Origin of the sequence: Marinobacter maritimus, from assembly GCF_007671675.1 — a bacterium.
Classification (GTDB): domain Bacteria; phylum Pseudomonadota; class Gammaproteobacteria; order Pseudomonadales; family Oleiphilaceae; genus Marinobacter; species Marinobacter maritimus.
In genome coordinates this window covers 95,512-114,192 of sequence record NZ_VCGW01000004.1, presented here as the reverse complement: position 1 = coordinate 114,192, position 18,681 = coordinate 95,512, and the positions used below count along the sequence as shown (strand labels likewise).

The following is an 18,681-nucleotide window of genomic DNA, read 5'->3' as shown; positions in this document are numbered from 1 at the left end:
AAGGAGAGCGCCTCAGCGCGCATGGCAGCCTCAGAGATCGTTCATGCCCAGGCTTTTCAGAGCGCGGTCACTGTCGGCCCAACCGCGCTTCACTTTCACCCACAATCGCAGCATGACTTTACTGTCGAACATGCGCTCCATATCGGCCCTGGCGTCCTGGCCGATGCTGCGCAACCTGTCGCCTTTATCGCCGATCATGATTTTTTTCTGACCCTCGCGTTCCACGAGAATCAACGCCGATATATGCAGTGTCTTGCCATCGCGTTTGAACTCTTCTATTTCGACCGCAACTGAGTACGGCAACTCGGCCCCGAGCTGGCGAGTGATTTTCTCGCGCACCATCTCCGAAGCCATAAAACGTTCGCTGCGATCGGTTATCTGATCGTCGGGATAAAAATGGACGCTCTCAGGCAGAAAACGGCTCACCGCCTCTTCAAGAGGCTCAAGGTTAGTTTCCTTCAACGCTGACATAGGGATGATTTCAGAAAAGTCGCGTTTCCGGGAAAGCATATCCAGGTGCGGCAACAGGTTTTCCCGTTTCTCAATCCGGTCCACCTTGTTTACCGCCAGAATAACCGGGCACTCAAGCTTACCCAGTTTTTCCAGCACCATTTCGTCGGCAGTGGTCCAAGCCAACTGATCCACCACGAATACCACCACATCCACACCGGAAAGTGCCGAAGTCGCCGCTTTATTCATGTAACGGTTCAGAGCTCGGGGCTCTTCCACATGCATGCCGGGCGTGTCCACATAAATCGCTTGCACCGGACCTATGGTTTTAATGCCCAGCACCTTGTGGCGCGTGGTTTGTGGCTTACGAGAGGTAATACTCAACTTCTGCCCCAGAATATGGTTCAGCAGAGTCGACTTGCCAACGTTGGGGCGACCAACAATCGCTACGAAACCACAACGGCTGTCGGGGTTTTCAGGACGGGTAATATCGTTCATCAGGGTGTCTCCACGCCGAGTTGTTTCAGCGCGCTACGTGCCGCTTCCTGCTCCGCCACGCGGCGGCTGCTGCCAATCCCGCTGGTTTCACGATCCAGCGAAGACAACACACAGGACACATGAAATGTCTGGTTATGAGCTTCTCCATCTACAGAGATAACATCGTATCTGGGCAGCGGAAACTGTCGGGACTGCAGATATTCCTGCAAACGGGTCTTGGGATCTTTCTGGGTGTCTTGAAGGTCCAGCTGCTCAAGGCGGAGCTCAAACCAACGCAATATCTGTTCCCGGCAGGTCTCGAAATCGCTGTCGAGGTAGATGGCACCAATGATTGATTCTACCGCATCGGCGAGGATGGATTCACGGCGAAAGCCGCCGCTTTTCAACTCGCCTGACCCCAGACGCATGTAGCTCCCGAGCTGGAATTCGCGGCCGATCTCAGCCAAAGTGACACCTTTGACCATTCTGGCCCGCAAGCGGCTTAGATGACCTTCCCGGGCCTTTTCAAAGTTCAGGAACAGATACTCAGCGATGACCATATTTACGATGGAGTCTCCAAGGAACTCCAACCGTTCATTATTCTGGTTGCCATAACTTCGATGAGTAAGCGCCAGCGTAAGGCGCTCGGGCGACTTGAACTGATAGCCAATGCGCCGCTGTAGCTGATCCAGATCCGGCTGCGAACTCACTTGCCCTTCAACTCATATTTGTGCTGGAAGTGAACAACCGTATCCACATTGCGGAAAATGTTATTGCGAACTTCGTAATCCACATTGATTATCACCAGCTCGCCGTCTTTCTCAACCGTAATATCCTTGGCATCAAAGCCGCGGATATTATTAACGCTCAAGCGCTTGTTGATCAGGGTACGGAGCTGTGCTGGCCCCATACGAGACAAACCCTCAGTGCCATCCAGACCCTCCAGAGCTTGTTGAATGGTATGGTCATCCATGTACACCGGCCCGATCTTGATAACCAGAGACAGCAGGCTGCCGAAAAATAACACCATAATCAGAATTACAAGCGCCGAAGCACCACTCTGGCGGCCCATGGCGGATAGATTATTTTTCTTCATTACAACTGAACTCCAGAATAGTCAGAATTACTCAATACCGCCTACACGCTTGAAGGATGGCAGGCTGGTGAAAGATTGCCAGTGCATCCAGATTGCAAAGGCTTTGCCCACGATCAGCTCCTCCGGAACCGTACCCCAGTAACGGCTGTCGTTACTGTTATCACGGTTATCGCCCATCATGAAATAGTGCCCTTCCGGTATCTCCCACTCGCCTTCACCGGCCGCACCCGGGCGTCCCATGGTCAGGAAAATGTCGTGTTCCACGTCTCCCAGATCTTCCCTGCGAACTTCCACCGGCGGCAGACGCACAACAAACTCGCTTTCAACCTGCTCACCGTTGACGAAGAGCTGCTTGTCGCGATAACGCACCGTGTCTCCGGGGAGACCGATCACGCGCTTGATATAGTTGGTTTCGCCGTCCTTGGGGTAGCGGAAGACCATCACATCACCCCGGGCCGGGTCCCCTATATCCAGTATTTTAGTCCCGGAAACCGGCAATCGCAGGCCATAGGCGTATTTGTTAACCAGAATAAAGTCGCCGACTTCCAGCGTTGGCAGCATGGAGCCGGAGGGGATCTGGAAGGGTTCGACCAGAAAGGACCGGAGTACCAGCACAATGGCCAGCACCGGGAAAAATGAACGGCTAACATCGACCAGGTAGGGCTCTTTAGGCGCTTCCTCTCTTCCAACGTCCGTCTCAGACGCCAAAAGGCGACGTTTGCGCAAAAACAGTATATCTGCCAACCAGATAAGCCCCGACGCAAAGGTCAGAACCACCAGAATCAGGGGAAAATCAATATCCATCCAGATGCCTTTTAATTATCGACTTTCAATACGGCAAGAAACGCTTCCTGAGGCACCTCAACATTGCCCACCTGCTTCATGCGTTTTTTGCCTTCCTTCTGCTTCTGGAGCAGCTTTTTCTTTCGGCTGACATCTCCGCCGTAACATTTTGCGGTTACGTTTTTGCGCAGCGCTTTCACACTGACCCTGGACACCACCTGATTACCGATGGCTGCCTGAATGGCGATATCGAACATCTGCCGGGGGATCAGCTCTTTCATTTTCTCAATGAGCTGACGCCCTTTGTAGTTCGCTTGTTCTTTATGAACGATCAACGCCAAAGCATCCACACGCTCACCGTTGATAAGTACGTCCAGGCGCACAAGATTCGCCTGCTGGAAACGCACGAAGTGGTAATCCAGAGAAGCAAAGCCACGGCTGGCAGATTTGATGCGATCAAAGAAATCGAGCACCACTTCGGCCATTGGCAGCTCATAGGTCAGCTGCACCTGATTGGTGGTAAAGTGCATGTTTTTCTGAACGCCTCGCTTCTCCTCGCAAAGCGCTATAACGTTACCCAAGTGTTCCTGAGGCACCAGGATATTCGCTTCGACGATGGGTTCGCGCATTTCCTCGATCGAGCCAATATCCGGCAACTTTGAGGGACTGTCCACCGACAGTGTCTCACCCTGCTTGGTCAATACTTCGTATATAACCGTAGGCGCGGTGGTGATCAGATTAATATCGTACTCACGCTCCAACCGCTCCTGAATGATCTCCATGTGCAGCATGCCCAGAAAACCACAGCGGAAGCCGAAGCCCAGAGCATCGGAACTCTCAGGCTCGTAAAACAGTGAGGCGTCATTCAGGGTGAGTTTTTCCAGCGCGTCGCGGAAATCGTTGTAGTCGTCAGCGCTTACCGGGAACAGCCCCGCATAAACCTGCGGTTGCACCTTCTTGAACCCGGGCAACATAGGTGTATCCGCGGCAAACTTGTGATGCACGATGGTGTCGCCGACCGGAGCACCGTGAATATCCTTGATACCGGCAACCACAAAGCCCACATCACCGGCTTCCAGAATGTTGGTGTCGTAGGGTTTGGGGTTGAAAATCCCCACTTTGTCGGCATTCCAGGCCTTGCCGGTAGACTTGATAACGATCTTGTCGCCTTTTTTCATAATGCCCTGGGTAACCCGGACAAGAGAGACAACACCCAGATAGTTATCGAACCAGGAATCTATGATCAATGCCTGCAATGGTGCCGAACGGTCACCCTGAGGTGGCGGTATTTTCCTGATCAGGTCTTCCAGAACATCTTCAACACCCATTCCGCTTTTGGCGGAGCAGCGCACCGCATCCGAAGCATCAATACCGATAATGTCTTCTATTTCCGCAGCAACCCGCTCCGGTTCGGCTTGGGGCAAGTCCATTTTGTTCAGAACCGGCACAACCTCCAGGCCCTGTTCGATGGCGGTATAACAGTTGGCTACAGACTGGGCTTCCACCCCTTGGCCGGCATCCACAACCAGTAGTGCGCCCTCACAGGCATACAGCGAACGCGATACTTCGTAGGAAAAATCCACGTGACCGGGAGTGTCAATAAAGTTCAGTTTGTATACCTGGCCATCCTGCGCCGTGTAGTGCAGCGTGACACACTGAGCTTTGATGGTGATGCCCCGTTCCCGTTCCAGATCCATGGAATCCAGCACCTGTTCGGCCATTTCCCGATTCGTCAGGCCTCCGCAAACCTGGATAAAACGGTCTGCAAGCGTGGATTTTCCATGGTCAATGTGGGCGATAATGGAGAAGTTACGGATTCGGCTCAGTTCAGTCACAGACAATGAATACTCATAAAAAGGCAAAGGATTGAGCCCGGGGGTGCCATTACGAGGTCCGGGGCCGGCGTGATTTTACCGGTAACCGGCCGCCATTGCCATGATCAGCAAATCAGCGGCCGCTCATACTGCCGGATAAGAAAGCCAATCAGCGCATCTTCATCCAGCGGATAACTGAAAAGGTTGCCTTGGCACTGCGTACATCCGGCAGATTTCAGGAAGCTAAGTTGTTGCGGTGTTTCTACACCCTCGGCAACCACGGTAAGGTGGAGCTCCTGCGCCAGCGCAATAACTGCAGAAGCCACATCGGTCGCGCTGACATTGTACGGAATATCGCGGATAAAGCGGTGATCAATTTTTATAACATCGAGAGGAAGCTGCTGCAAAGCAACCAGGGAACAGGAACCGGCTCCGAAATCGTCCAGAATCAGGCAGACACCCAGATCGTTTAGTGACACAAGCAACTCACGTAGCATGCGCGGGTCTTCATTCAGCAGTTCCACCGGCATTTCCAGTTCAAGCTTTTCGGGCGAGACACCTGTTTCGGTAATCACCTGCCGAACCATATCGAGGAAACGGGAGTCGGTGACCTGCCTGACAGAAAGATTGACCGCCATTTTCAAGGCCTCAAAGCCAGCCCGCTCAAGCGCCTGAACCTGAATACAGGCTTGGCGCAATGCCATTTCACCCAGACGTACAATCAACCCGGTTTCTTCTGCCAAGCCGATAAACTGCTGCGCAGAGACCAGACCCTTTTCCGGGTGGTGCCAACGCAGGAATGCCTCAACACCAATCACCCGTTGACTGCTCAGATCTACCTTGGGCTGGTAATGCAGAACAAAGCGTTCGCCTTCAAGAGCGCTCGCCAGCTCTTCCTGCTGAAGTAAACGGCGGGCGGCTTTGATGTTCATGGCGGGCTTAAAAAACTGATAGGTATTACGGCCCATTTCCTTGGCCCGGTACATCGCCAAATCCGCATATTTCATCAAGGTGCCGGGGTCTTCGCTATCATCGGGAATCATGGTGACACCAATACTGACTGTAATGCCCACCTCATGATCACTCAGACGAATCCGCTGGCACAACCTGCGCAGAATCGTTTCTGCAATCTTGGCAGCCGCATCGGTGCCACTGACCTGTGACAACAACACCACAAACTCATCGCCACCAAGCCTTGCCACAGAGTCTTCTTCACGCACACAGCCGCCAAGCCATTGTGCCACCTGGCACAGAAGTTCGTCGCCGGCATCGTGCCCCAGCGTATCGTTAATACGCTTGAAGCCATCAAGGTCCAGGAACATCAGCGCTGCAGGAACACCGCTTCTGCGGCTTCTGCGCACGATGTTGTTGAGACGATCACGGAATAACTGGCGGTTGGCCAGACCTGTAAGGGGGTCGTAAAACGCAAGCCTGTGGAGCTCGGACTGCGCCGCTTTCAGCTGGGTCAGGTCACGCAGGCTTAGCACTACACCGTTAACACCGGGCACCTTCAGCATGGCGGTATAGGTGCCTTCCATGTCGCGCCAGTTGTCATCGGCATCGCGGATCCGTGCCCGGATAACCGGCATCTGCTTGCCCGGTGATTCCACAGCATTGTCAAAACCCTGCTCCAACTGTGGCCAGTCATCTTCGTGCACAAGGCTTTCCAGCGCAAGCGCCTGAACTTCGTCGGGATCGAACCCGAGAATGTCATAGCTGGAGGGGCTGGCATAAAGCGGCGTACCCTCCTCATCCATAACCAGCGTAACGTTGGCCGCGCCCTCCGTAATCGCTCGATAACGCCCGGCACCGATCTGCGCCATAAGGCGAGAATGAATCAACACCAGTGCCACGACAAAAAGCAGCAAACTGATAACAACGCCGCTTCCAAGCACGATCGACGGGCGCGGGTCGGACGCAAGATAGTCAAAAGCTGGCGTGGAACGGGTTTGCAGGAGCCAGTCACGTCCGCCATGGCTTACAGTCTGGCTCATTTCAAAACTGAACTCATTGTCCAGGGAGCCGAGGTTCGAACCGTACATCAGATTTTCACGGCCAACGACGCCATTATCGTAAATACGGATGTCGAGAAACGGTGAAATAAGGCCGATGATGCCGTCAAGGAGGTTATTCATACGAAACGCGCTGAACACAAAGCCCGCCAGCATCATGCGGCGTTCTGCCCGTATTCCCGGCACCTCCCCACCCTGATAAACCGGGTAGTACATCAGAAAACTGGCTTGCCCCTCCGCCAGCTCTTCTTGCACCAAAACCACTTTGGCCGTTACCGTCGGAATGGCATCATCCCTTGACCGCTCCATGGCTTTGCGGTGAACCGGATCACTGAACGCGTCATAGCCCAGTGCTTTCAGGTTGCGCTCAGTCCCGGGTTCCAGATAAACCATAGGGTAATAGAAAGGCCCGGTTCCCAGGGGTTTCACCAAATACTTGTAAACCCCCTCTGCACGCACCAAAGCAATGTGTTCGGCCATATCCCGCACTTCAATACGCTCAACATACCCGATGCCCTGAATGCCCGGGTAATAACGATTGATGTCGACCTTGTGAACATATTCCCGCCACTGATCACGGGAAATGTCACCCGCGACCGCGAAAAGACCGGCACTGCCCGCCAGAACCTGCTCATAGTTGAGCAATCGTTCCTCAATGGCGGTTTTCAATTGCAGCGACTGGGTACGAAACCGGGCTTCCGTGCGATCTTCGACCAACCGGATGGAAAACTGCCAGGACGCCACCGTTACAGCGATCGCTATGACCAGAAGCAGCCAGGCGAGCCAGGCATTACGAGGTTTCAGAAGTTGCAGGAGGGGGAGATCCTTTCTGTTCATAATCTGGCCTGATCCATTCCGTGGCAGCTCTTATTATTTCAGCATCGCAGTATAGCAAAAGCCCCGAAGCCTGTCGTTTCCAACATCAGGTTTCGGGGCTCTTTGTAATATTGCTATGTCTTTTCAAACACCTGCCATCAGGGCTTCATAACAAGATAGATCGCCCTGCCCTGGCGCACTACGCGAACGGATACCGCACGCCCTTCTGGCAGTGTTTTGATGACTTTTCGGAAATCCGCAACTGACGACACCGCCTTCCTGTTTATTTCGGTGATCACATCACGGGTGCGTATGCCGGCATCATAGGCTGGCCCTTTGCCAACACCAGCCACCAGAACGCCACCTGGCACGCCAATAGAGTCAGCGAGATCCGAAGGCAGAGGCTCAACGGTCAGCCCTAACGGCGCCGTAGACGAGCTACCACCACCAGAGGGAACAGACTGCTGGGCACCGCGCTCGTCTGGCAGTTGACCGATTTCTACATCCAGTGCGATCTCTTTTCCTCCGCGAAGAACGGTCAATCGAGCCGTCTCACCTACCGGAGTGCGGCCCACCATGGGCGGCAAATCCGACGAGAGCTGAATGTCATCACCATCGTACTCAAGCACGATATCACCAGACTGCAAGCCACCAGCCTCGGCTGGCGAACCATCCATAACCTCGGCAATCAATGCGCCCCGTGGGCGTTTGAGCCCAAAAGACTCTGCCAGATCACGATTCACTTCCTGGATCAGCACACCCAACCAGCCACGGGAAACCGCGCCCTTGTCGCGAATCTGACGAAATACGCTCATGGCATCGTCAATGGGAATAGCAAACGAGACCCCCATGAAACCGCCAGAGCGAGTATATATCTGCGAATTAATACCAATCACTTCGCCATCAAGATTGAACAGAGGGCCCCCAGAGTTTCCCGGATTAATGGCTACGTCGGTCTGGATAAACGGCACATAGTTTTCTGACGGGAGCGAACGACCCAACGCACTGACAATGCCGGCTGTAACGGTATAATCGAAGCCAAACGGTGAGCCGATCGCAAACACCCATTCACCGACCTTGAGGTCCTTGGAGCGCCCTGTTTTTACCACAGGCAGGTCGTCCCCATTCTCGATTTTCAAAACGGCCATATCCGAACGGGGATCTGTGCCTACCAGAGTCGCCGGCAACTCACGACGGTCGTTGAGGCGGACAATAATCTCATCAGCGCCTTCAACTACATGATTATTGGTCAACACGTAACCATCGGCGGACACTATAAACCCTGACCCCATGGAGCGAGTCGGCTGAGAATTACCCGGGGCGCCACCGAAGGGCGACTGGGGACCGCGAAAGAATTCCTGGAAAAACTCCGGCAACTGGTCGAGCTGTCGCTCATCAAAAGGCAAACCGTGAAAGCGCGTGTTTCCTGTTGCGGGAGCACTGGTGGTGCTTATGTTAACGACCGCGCCTGCGTTTTCCTCAACCAGCCCGGTAAAGTCCGGCAAACCTCGTGCGAAGCCTGCCTGGCTCCAAGCCAGCAGCACCATAGCAAACAGTACCACCAACAGAGAACCCGACACCCTCTGAGTGAGTGATGTCGGGGAGAGCCGGGTTACTTCAATAGTTGTTCTCAGCATGTCGGAACCCCCTGTATATCAGGTTAATGAGTCGGGATGAGAAGCTACCCCGGCCGGGATGCGGTTAATCCGGAGCAGCATGGGTTCATAGTTGCCGGCATTCCGGCTCTGTAATTTTCGACTTATCAAAAAGCCGAATGCAAGACCGACAACGGCGCCCGCCATAGCCGCCAGATCACTCTCATCGGACAGCTGGTGCCCGATTATACTGGCCGCAACCATGAGCAATAAAGGAAGCGCATATACCAGCAGAGAAGCACCAAGGAGTGCGCTTTCGTTAATACCAAGCGTCACATCTTCACCCACACGGGCGTTCACGGAATTAACGACACGAACCTGATTGGCACGGCCGCCAGTTGCCGAAGCCAGCACCTTCTGCCCACAACCATTACGTGCCGCACAGCTCTCGCAGGCGCTGGTACGTATAGTCTGGACCCAGGCGTGCTCACCGGTCACAGCAACGACTTTTCCTGTCTCGGTAATCACGGTTCAGAGGCACCCGAAATAAACGCTTCGTTGACCTGCACCGATTCAGCGACCTGGCGCGCCGCTGCTGGCGGTATTTCGCCTACTACGGTCACCAGAACGGCCTGATTCCCGCTTTGCAGTTGGTGCATATAAATCGTTGTTGCCCCAATGCGGGTTGCGCCCGTGGGCATGCTCACTCTGCCTGCGGACTCAACAAATACAGAGAAAGCCGCCAACCCGTCTGAAAACGCAACTGTTTGCCCATTGCCCGACATGGGCGCTGCAGCAGGCTCAAAACCTTCCGGGCGCCAGCCAAGATGCCAACCATGCATACGCGATGCTTTTGACAAGCCATCCTGCGAACCCAAACGCTGACCTGCATCACCCAGTGTACGGGAGACCTCACGACCCTCGGTGCGGATCTCAAGTTCACCGTCAGGAATATCGTCAGTAATCTCAAGACTGGTGAACTGAAAGTGCTCCAGCACCTCGCCACCAGCGGCCCGCACGTGACTTTTCACCAAAAGACCGGTGGATTTTTCCAGCCACAGCCGGTGACTGTATCGATGCCGGTCTTTGGCCGTCAGGGCTACCGTAATCACGTCATAGCCGGCTATACGGTCTTCGCCTTTCAATTCGGCACTATACCAGCGGCTTACGGGAATCAGCTGGCTTGCAAATGCCTCCGCGAACGGCCCGGATGGAATAACCTGATCCAGCCTTACCTTCCCCTGCTCAGGGAGCACGCAGACCACATTCATATCCCGGCGAACAATCTCTCCACTGCCTCCGTCCTGTAGAACCAGGCGCTCTTCCACAATGCCGTTGTGAAAGCGATGGGCAATCTGCATGGAGTGCACACTGGACCCTCGGGCGTATACAAACACGCCGCGATAAGAGGTCATGTTAAGGGCCGGCCCCAACTGTTCCAGCCAGTAGGCCGCTGACTTCTCTTCAGCAAACGCTGACGCGGGCAAAACCATCGCCAATGTAAGCGTAAGGAGCCAACGCAATGACAGGTTAGTCAGACTCGGGCCGAAATAACGGGCTTTGTTCATGAACACCTTCATTAATTGCTATCAATAGCCGCCATTTGCACTGACAAGGCGGGCATAACCCACCGAGCCCTGTCCGGCACCTACGCTGTTGTGCTGGGCGTGTTCCAGCAGATAGCGGCTCATGTGCTCCCACTGCTCTTCATCAAGCCCTTGCAAGGCAACTTCCTGAACCGGTGCACGCTCCCCGGCCGATACATTGCCCGCAGACTCGGCATCGGACGTTTCCGTTACAGGTGCAGACGCCAGCGCACCGGGAGACACCTCTCCGGCATCCCAGCCCGCGCCAGCACCAAAGCCCACCAGTAAAGCAACGGCAACCATTGCCACCGCCGGCCATTGCCAGCGGCGCGGCGCTTCACAGCTGAGCGATACAGCCGGCACCTGCGATCTGATGCGGCCGTCGAGCGCTTCGCGCACGGCCACACTGACATCAACGCCCTCAGCCGGTGAATGGCCCCGATGCATAAGATCGTGAATGCCCTGCCATCGCTGCCACTGAGCACGCACGTCGTCCTGACCTTCATGTGATAACAGGCGTCGAACCGAAAGTTCGTCGGCTTCATCGTCCATCATGGCCGACAGTGTTTCTCTGAGACGATCATCCATAGGATGCACCTTCAATTACGTCACCGAATGATTGAGCAGAGGCCCAAGATGTCTATCAACAGCATCTCTGGCCCGGAAAATACGTGAGCGCACTGTCCCGATCGGGCACTCCAGAATTCGCGCTATATCCTCATAACTGAGCCCGTCATACTCCCGCAGCAAAAATGCCGAACGGAGCTCTTCTGGCAGGTTGGCTATGGCGCTACTTAGCTCCTTCTGCAGCTGATCACGCTGCAAAAGACGTTCCGGCGAAGCGATATCCCGCAGCCGCCGACCGTCATCAAAATTCTCCGCTTCAGCCGAATCCGCGCTACCCTGGGGCCTTCGGCTGCGAGACTCGAGATGATTTTTCGCGGTGTTCACCGCAATACGATAAAGCCAAGTGTAGAAGGCACTGTCACCACGAAAACGGTCGATGGCCCGGTAAGCCTTGATGAACGCTTCCTGGGTAAGGTCCATGACTTCCTGGCTGTCGTAAACATAACGGCTGATTATAGAAGCCAACCTTGATTGATATTTGACCACCAAAAGATCAAACGCTGCGCGATCCCCGTTCCGGACTTTGCGAACAAGTTGCAGATCGGTCTGACTATCTGGCTGTTCAGCCTGTTTCTGGTCGTTCTCGGGTGCCATGGACGCTATGCCGGTGCGCTCTGTTTTAGTGGCCAGCTTACCGGCCGATACGAGTTTCTGATGGTTCATGCTCACTGTCCGGCGCCCGTTTTACGAAACGACGACTCAGCCTAATAAGACCGATCATCTGTCAGGCCAAATAGACAGCAAGCGTAAAATTTAGTTCAATACACGTCTACATTATGGCCCGCGATAACGACCCGATGCCACAGTCCTATGAATATGATGTTCTCATTATCGGCAGCGGCGCTGCCGGACTGACCGTTGCGCTTAACTTGCCGGAGCATCTAAAGGTATGCGTGGTCAGCAAGGGTGACATCAGCAGCGGAGCCACACTCTGGGCCCAGGGCGGCATAGCAGCTGTTCTGGACGACCAGGACTCCACCGAAAACCATGTGCAGGATACCCTCGCTGCTGGCGGAGGCCTGTGCAGCGAAGAAGCCGTGCGTTTCACTGTGGAGCACAGCAAGGAAAGCATTGAATGGCTCATCGGCACCGGCGTTGACTTTACCCGGGACACCGATGCCCAGCTCCACCTGACCCGCGAAGGTGGTCATAGCCACCGACGCATCATTCATGCCGCTGATGCCACGGGGTACGCGGTATCCACAACATTGGCAGCTCAGGCCCAAGCGCGACCCAACATCGAACTCAGATCAGGTCGTGTTGCGGTAGACCTGATTACCAATCGCAAACTGGCATTGCCAGGCAACCGCTGCGTTGGCGCCTACATACTGAACCTTGAAGACAACCATGTAGAACTTTTCCGGGCGCGCTTCACCGTCATCGCTACCGGTGGCGCATCCAAGGCCTACCGTTACACCACCAATCCTGACGGCGCATCCGGTGATGGCATTGCCATGGCCTGGCGTGCAGGCTGTCGTGTTGGCAACATGGAGTTCAACCAGTTCCACCCGACCTGTCTGTACCATCCGCACGCCAAGTCGTTCCTGATTACCGAAGCGGTAAGGGGCGAAGGGGGACTTCTGAAGCTGCCGGACGGCTCCCGCTTCATGGATCGTTTCGACAAGCGCGGCGAATTGGCACCACGGGACATAGTGGCCCGGGCCATCGACCATGAAATGAAGCGGCTGGGTGCAGACCACCTGTATCTGGACATAAGCCACAAGCCTGCGGATTTCGTCCGGCATCATTTCCCCACCATCTACGAGAAATGTCTCGAGTTTGGCATCGACATTACTCGCGAGCCCATTCCTGTGGTGCCTGCAGCGCACTATACCTGCGGCGGCATTGTCAGCGATGAGCGGGCACGAACCGACATCAACCAGCTCTACGTAGTCGGGGAGGCCGGATTTACCGGGCTACATGGCGCCAATCGTATGGCCAGCAATTCGTTGCTGGAATGCCTCGTGTATGGTCAGGCAGCGGCAGCCGATATTGCGCGCCGGGAAGCGGACATCCCTTCTCCCCCTGAGGCCCCGGCATGGGACGAAAGCCAGGTTCGGGATTCAGATGAAGACGTTGTAATTTCTCACAACTGGGACGAGTTGCGTCACTTTATGTGGGATTACGTGGGCATTGTGCGTACAACCAAGCGCCTGCAGCGGGCGAAGCACCGGGTTGATCTCCTGTCCGACGAAATCGGCGAGTTTTACAGTAACTATCGGGTAACCAACGACCTTCTTGAACTCAGGAACCTGGTCACCGTGTCCGACCTGATTATCTGTGCCGCGCTGCAACGCAAGGAAAGCCGAGGCCTGCATTACACACTGGATTATCCGGGGCTGCTACACGAGGTCCGTGATACCGTACTGATACCAACAACCTACAGAACCCCTTCACCGTAAAGGGAACGACCAAGAGAGCAAATATGCAAGACACCCAAGCGGGCAATGCGGATTTCAACCGTCTCTGGTGGCACAGCCGCCGCGGAATGCTGGAACTGGATGTCCTGCTGATTCCATTTCTGGAAGAAGCCTACCGGGATTTGGACAAGGATGATCAGGCACGCTACAACAGGCTTCTGAGCTGTGAGGATGCCGATATGTTCGAATGGTTCATGCAGCGCAGCCGCTCTGATGATCCGGATCTCCAGCGCATCGTTGACATCATCCTTGCCCGTGTCCAACCGGATTGACCTGACGATTACACGCAGTGTTGTGGCGGGTTGCCTGGCCGCTGCACCATGGCTGGTTGCCAGCACTTTCGCACTGATAGCCGGCGCCTCCGGAAAGCACTGGATGTACGCGCTGGCACCGGTAACCCTGGCAGGCGCGCTCTACCAGTATCGGTTGAATGGATTATTGGCAGGGAATGCGGCCGTTCTGGCGTTGCATCAGGACATGGGTACGCTCTATGCCCGCCTTGGCAACGGGCAAACTCTGGCGGTAAGTGCCAGACCGTCGAGCCGCATCAATTCGAAATTTGCGCTCTTGAAACTGCAGCCTGTAGCCTCCAGGTCTTCTTCATACCCGGTTGTGCTACTCTCTGGTGGATGGATTGCGGGTAATGTATCCGAAGATCAGTTTCGCCGCCTGAGAATGTGGCTCCGACTGGGCCGCGCTCAGCAATCATTTGAATAGCTTTCTGCCCGGAGTTTTCCCATGACTGGTACAGAAACACCTGTTTCAGCCACGCCCGCATACACATCAGCCGAGCTTCCACCCCCGACTTCGGGCCACATCCTGCTGACCAATCGTGTTCTGGTTCGTATCTCCGGCCCGGGTACCGACAAGTTCCTGCAGGGACAGTTAAGCCAGAACCTTGATGACATCAAAACAGGCACATCGCTCCGGGCAGCCGGCGCGACGCCCAAAGGCCGCGCTTACTGCCTGACTCGTCTTGTGCGCGACGGCAACGACATTCTGATGGATCTTCCCTCCGAACTGGCAGATCCAGTCATGGCTCACCTGCGCAAATACATGATGCTGTTCCGTGGCACCTCCATGACAGCACAAACCGAGGGGCAAATCATCGGGCTGCTGGGCAATGAAGCCGCCTCGAGTATTGCGGGAGGAGAACTGCTCAGCCTGGCATTGCCGGGCGACACTCTGACGCTCGACTCCGGGTTTCTGATCCGCACAGAAAACACAACGGAAGGGCTCCCGCGCTTTGAGCTGTGGCAACCCTCCGCAGGAGATCTGAAACTGGATCACATTCCCCAAAAGACTCTGGCCGACTGGCAGGCATCCGAGATTGCAGCGGGCGTGCCCATGCTAAGCACCGCCACCAGCGAATCCTATGTGCCTCAAATGCTCAACTGGCAACATCTGGGCGGCGTCCACTTTAAAAAAGGCTGCTACACCGGCCAGGAAGTGATCGCGCGGATGCATTTCCTTGGGCAGCTCAAGAAAAGTCTGTTTCGCTTTAGCGTCGCAGGGGGTAACTCTCCTCCCACACCGGGAACCTCCGTCAAGGCGGGCGAACGCTCAGTGGGCGAAGTGGTCAACTCCGTGGGCTTCGACGACGGCTCTTGCGAACTGCTTGCGGTCATCCGCCACGACGCTGCCAATGGCGAACTGTCAACAGATGGCCAGCCAGGAGCTTTACTGGAACAGCGACCGCTGCCCTACACCGTTACCGAACGTGAAGGCGGCGCACCAAAGGATACATAAGTTGACAGGCAAACTCGTGAGAATTTGCTATAAATAGAGTTCATATTTCTGACCTTCCGGAGCGCCCGCTCGACACCATCACGGGCCTCCCGAACTGACAAGCGGACCCTTGCCTAACTATGTCGAATATTGCCGAAACCATCAAAGCGGATCTTACGGCCGCAATCGAAAACGACAAACTGGTACTTCCCACCCTGCCGGAAGCTGCGCTTCAGGTGCGCGATATCGCCGAGTCCGAAGATTCGGCCATTGGTGACCTGGTCAAGGTTATCAGCAACGATACAGCCCTCTCGGCTCGCATCATCCGCGTTTGCAACAGCCCATTGTTCCGGGGCAACCGTGCTATAGAGAACCTGAACATGGCGGTAAGCCGGCTCGGTATGGCCTACACCAGCAACCTGGCTATGGGCCTGGCCATGCAGCAGATGTTCCAGGCAACCTCTGACATGATCGACAAGCGCCTGCGTGCAACATGGCAAACCAGCACCGAAGTGGCTGGTGTTTGCCACGTACTGGCCCAGCATTACACAAAGCTGAAGCCGGATCAGGCCACCCTGGCTGGCCTGGTGCACCTGATTGGTGTACTGCCCATTTTGCGCTATGTGGAAGACGAGGATGTGCAGGTCAGCAGCATAATGCTGGACAATATCATTGAGGAACTGCATCCAAGAATCGGAACAGCCATTCTTAAAAAGTGGGACTTCCCGAAGGACCTGCAGAATGTTCCCCTGGAATACGCCAACTTCCAGAGAGAAGTACCTTCAGCCGATTACGCCGACTTGGTCATGGTCGCCAATCTGCAACTGGTTGCAGGCTCCGAGCACCCATGGGCAGAGATGGATTGGACGGCCATCTCAGCTTTCGATCGCCTCGGTATTGACCCGAATATCGATATGAATGAAGAGGAAGATTTGAACGCCCAGATGGAAGCTGCAATGGCTTTGCTTCAATAGGATCAGGACTATTTATAACGGGCAATCAGGCCTGCTTTGGAAGGCAACCTCCAATCTACAGGCTCCCCCCCTTGCTCCCGGAGCCATTCATTGGCCCGGGAGAAATGCTTGCAACCGAAGAAACCGCGATAAGCACTGAGCGGTGACGGATGCGGCCCTTCCAGCACAAGGTGGCGGTTACGATCAATGTGCCGCCCCTTCTTTTTGGCATAACTGCCCCATAACAAGAACACAACACCTTCACGCTCCTGATTCACTGTCTCAATCACGCGATCGGTAAACGCCTCCCAGCCTTTTCCCTGATGCGCGCCGGCTTGCCCTTGAACCACCGTTAGTACGCTGTTAAGCAGCAACACGCCCTGCTCCGCCCAAGGTTGCAGACAGCCGTGATCCGGCGGCGCAATACCCAGATCACTCTGGATTTCCTTGAACATGTTAACAAGTGACGGTGGCGGCGGAACATCCGGCCTCACGGAAAAACACAGGCCGTGGGCCTGGCCGGGGCCGTGGTAGGGGTCTTGCCCAAGAATGACAACACGCACCTGATCCAGAGGCGTGCTATTCAAGGCATTAAAGCAGTGTTTGCTGTCCGGGAAGAGAACCTTCCCGGCGCTTTCTTCAGCAGCGAGAAATTCCGCCAGCACATGCATGTAGGGCTGACGGAATTCGCCGGCGAGGTATTCACTCCAGCCCCGGTCGGGCCTGAGATGGCTTGCCAGTTCCTCAACCGGGTGCATGGTCATTCCTCCGGTTTGGAGCTCTCGGCTTTGTGCTCCGGGCGCATGGCCGGGAACAGGATTACGTCGCGAATGGAGGGCGAATTGGTCAGCAGCATGGCCAGCCGGTCAATACCTATGCCCTCACCTGCAGTTGGTGGCAGGCCATACTCCAGCGCCATAACGTAATCTTCGTCGTAGAACATGGCCTCGTCGTCGCCGGCATCTTTTTCAGCAACCTGCGCCTGGAAGCGTTCTGCCTGATCTTCCGCATCATTAAGCTCGGAAAAGCCGTTGGCAATCTCGCGGCCACCCACGAAGAACTCGAAGCGCTCGGTCACGAACGGGTTGCTGTCCTTGCAGCGCGCAAGCGGCGACACTTCTTTCGGGTATTCGGTGATGAACGTAGGCTGCATCAGGCGATGCTCTGCGGTCGCTTCAAAGATCTCGATCTGAATCTTGCCCAGACCCCAGCCATTTTTCACGTGAATGCCCAAGTCATTGGCCACCTGCCGCGCAGAAGCCTCATCCGCAAGCTGCTCGGCAGTGACATCCGGAGAGTAGCGCAGGATAGCGTCCACTACTGTAAGGCGCTCAAAGGGCTTGCCAAAGTCGTACTCGATAGACTCTTCCGTGCCGTCAGCCAGGATGCGGGTATTGACTACCTTGGTCGTGCCCAGCACCTGCTCAGCAATAGCGCGCAGCATGTCTTCGGTAAGATCCATCAGGTCGTTGTAATCGGCATACGCCTGATAGAATTCCACCATGGTAAATTCCGGATTATGGCGGGTAGAAAGCCCCTCGTTCCGGAAATTACGGTTGATCTCGAACACCCGCTCAAAACCGCCTACAACCAGGCGCTTCAGATACAGTTCAGGCGCGATGCGCAGGTACATATCAATGCCCAGAGCGTTGTGGTGGGTCATAAACGGCCGCGCGGTCGCACCACCGGGAATAACCTGCAGCATGGGAGTTTCCACCTCCATGAAATCGCGATCGGCGAAAAACTGACGCATGGCGGTAATGATCTTCGAGCGCGCAAGAAATACCCGGCGGCTGTCTTCATTGACCATCAGATCCACATAGCGGTGACGATAGCGCGATTCGGTATCGGTCAGGCCTTTGTGCTTCTCCGGCAGCGGACGCAGTGACTTGGTGAGCAGAACATACTCATCCATCGTCACATACAGATCGCCCTTGCCGGATTTGGTCAGCATTCCCCGCACACCCACAATGTCCCCAAGATCCCAGTGTTTGGTATCTTTCTGCACATCTTTGGTCGCGTAAATCTGCATACGGCCAGTCATATCCTGAACCACTTTGAATGCCTTGCGATCAAGCATCATGCGACCGGCAATGGCAACCTTTATGCCCATGGACTCCAGCTCTTCCTTGCTCTTGTCACCGTATTTCGCCTGCAGTTCGGCGGCGGTGGCATCGCGTCGGAAATCGTTGGGGAAGGGATTGCCACTCTCGCGCAGCTCTGCCAGTTTGGCGCGACGCTCGGCAATCAGCCTGTTGTCCTCTTGCGGTGCATTCTTGGTGTGTTCAGTCATGTTGGCTCACTAGAAAATCAGGGGTGTCCGG

18 protein-coding genes are annotated in these 18,681 nt (G+C 55.2%); 5 read left to right on the top strand and 13 right to left on the bottom strand.

All coding sequences use genetic code 11. The features are described from left to right. Nucleotides 1-30: 30 nt before the first annotated feature. The 11 genes from era to rpoE form a co-directional block, all read right to left on the bottom strand. On the bottom strand, nt 31-948 hold the full coding sequence (era, locus tag FFI90_RS15655; RefSeq protein ID WP_144779245.1) for a GTPase Era: 918 nt from the start codon (nt 946-948) through the stop codon (nt 31-33). Beyond that, complete coding sequence (gene rnc / locus FFI90_RS15650) at nt 948-1,637, bottom strand: ribonuclease III (protein ID WP_144779243.1); 690 nt, start codon at nt 1,635-1,637, stop codon at nt 948-950. Before rnc ends, era begins: the two co-directional genes overlap by 1 nt. Further along, nucleotides 1,634-2,023, bottom strand: a complete 390-nt coding sequence (locus tag FFI90_RS15645) for a DUF4845 domain-containing protein (RefSeq protein ID WP_144779240.1) — start codon at nt 2,021-2,023, stop codon at nt 1,634-1,636. Before FFI90_RS15645 ends, rnc begins: the two co-directional genes overlap by 4 nt. Before the next feature lie 27 nt (nt 2,024-2,050). After that, a complete protein-coding gene (lepB, locus tag FFI90_RS15640; protein ID WP_144779238.1) occupies nt 2,051-2,827 on the bottom strand; it encodes a signal peptidase I in 777 nt (258 codons plus the stop codon). 11 nt (nt 2,828-2,838) lie between these two features. Further along, nucleotides 2,839-4,641, bottom strand: coding sequence for a translation elongation factor 4 (gene lepA, locus FFI90_RS15635; RefSeq protein WP_144779236.1), 1,803 nt, complete (start codon nt 4,639-4,641; stop codon nt 2,839-2,841). Between the two features lie 104 nt (nt 4,642-4,745). Next, nucleotides 4,746-7,469, bottom strand: a complete 2,724-nt coding sequence (locus FFI90_RS15630) for a bifunctional diguanylate cyclase/phosphodiesterase (RefSeq protein WP_246123610.1) — start codon at nt 7,467-7,469, stop codon at nt 4,746-4,748. A 137-nt stretch (nt 7,470-7,606) separates the two neighbouring features. Beyond that, nucleotides 7,607-8,995, bottom strand: coding sequence for a DegQ family serine endoprotease (locus FFI90_RS15625; RefSeq protein ID WP_246123636.1), 1,389 nt, complete (start codon nt 8,993-8,995; stop codon nt 7,607-7,609). Nucleotides 8,996-9,103: 108 nt separating this feature from the next. After that, nucleotides 9,104-9,571: a SoxR reducing system RseC family protein gene (locus tag FFI90_RS15620; RefSeq protein WP_144779231.1), complete on the bottom strand. Its 468-nt coding sequence runs from the start codon at nt 9,569-9,571 to the stop codon at nt 9,104-9,106. Then, nucleotides 9,568-10,611 carry a MucB/RseB C-terminal domain-containing protein gene (locus FFI90_RS15615; RefSeq protein ID WP_425463110.1) on the bottom strand — a complete coding sequence of 348 codons (1,044 nt, stop codon included), beginning with the start codon at nt 10,609-10,611 and terminating at the stop codon, nt 9,568-9,570. The genes FFI90_RS15620 and FFI90_RS15615 overlap by 4 nt, the downstream gene beginning before the upstream one ends. Nucleotides 10,612-10,632: 21 nt before the next feature. Further along, entirely contained in the window at nt 10,633-11,217 is a 585-nt protein-coding gene (locus FFI90_RS15610; RefSeq protein WP_144779229.1) for a sigma-E factor negative regulatory protein, read from the bottom strand. Nucleotides 11,218-11,232: 15 nt separating this feature from the next. After that, nucleotides 11,233-11,919: an RNA polymerase sigma factor RpoE gene (gene rpoE, locus FFI90_RS15605; RefSeq protein WP_144779227.1), complete on the bottom strand. Its 687-nt coding sequence runs from the start codon at nt 11,917-11,919 to the stop codon at nt 11,233-11,235. A gap of 134 nt (nt 11,920-12,053) precedes the next feature. Between rpoE and nadB the strand changes: the two genes are divergently transcribed. The 5 genes from nadB (at nt 12,054) to FFI90_RS15580 (ending at nt 16,378) form a co-directional block, all read left to right on the top strand. Continuing rightward, a complete protein-coding gene (nadB, locus tag FFI90_RS15600; RefSeq protein ID WP_186318009.1) occupies nt 12,054-13,658 on the top strand; it encodes an L-aspartate oxidase in 1,605 nt (534 codons plus the stop codon). 23 nt (nt 13,659-13,681) lie between these two features. Continuing rightward, complete coding sequence (locus tag FFI90_RS15595; RefSeq protein ID WP_144779223.1) at nt 13,682-13,948, top strand: FAD assembly factor SdhE; 267 nt, start codon at nt 13,682-13,684, stop codon at nt 13,946-13,948. Then, a complete protein-coding gene (locus FFI90_RS15590; RefSeq protein ID WP_186318004.1) occupies nt 13,914-14,393 on the top strand; it encodes a hypothetical protein in 480 nt (159 codons plus the stop codon). The genes FFI90_RS15595 and FFI90_RS15590 overlap by 35 nt, the downstream gene beginning before the upstream one ends. A gap of 21 nt (nt 14,394-14,414) precedes the next feature. Then, nucleotides 14,415-15,425 (top strand): CAF17-like 4Fe-4S cluster assembly/insertion protein YgfZ, encoded by a 1,011-nt coding sequence (ygfZ, locus tag FFI90_RS15585; RefSeq protein ID WP_144779219.1) that lies wholly within the window; start codon nt 14,415-14,417, stop codon nt 15,423-15,425. 119 nt (nt 15,426-15,544) lie between these two features. Next, a complete protein-coding gene (locus FFI90_RS15580; RefSeq protein ID WP_144779218.1) occupies nt 15,545-16,378 on the top strand; it encodes an HDOD domain-containing protein in 834 nt (277 codons plus the stop codon). A gap of 8 nt (nt 16,379-16,386) precedes the next feature. Here the strand turns inward: FFI90_RS15580 and ung are convergent, their stop codons facing one another. Further along, nucleotides 16,387-17,115, bottom strand: a complete 729-nt coding sequence (ung, locus tag FFI90_RS15575) for a uracil-DNA glycosylase (protein WP_144779216.1) — start codon at nt 17,113-17,115, stop codon at nt 16,387-16,389. 2 nt (nt 17,116-17,117) lie between these two features. Then, nucleotides 17,118-18,650 carry a lysine--tRNA ligase gene (lysS, locus tag FFI90_RS15570; RefSeq protein ID WP_144779214.1) on the bottom strand — a complete coding sequence of 511 codons (1,533 nt, stop codon included), beginning with the start codon at nt 18,648-18,650 and terminating at the stop codon, nt 17,118-17,120. Between the last annotated feature and the right edge of the window lie 31 nt (nt 18,651-18,681).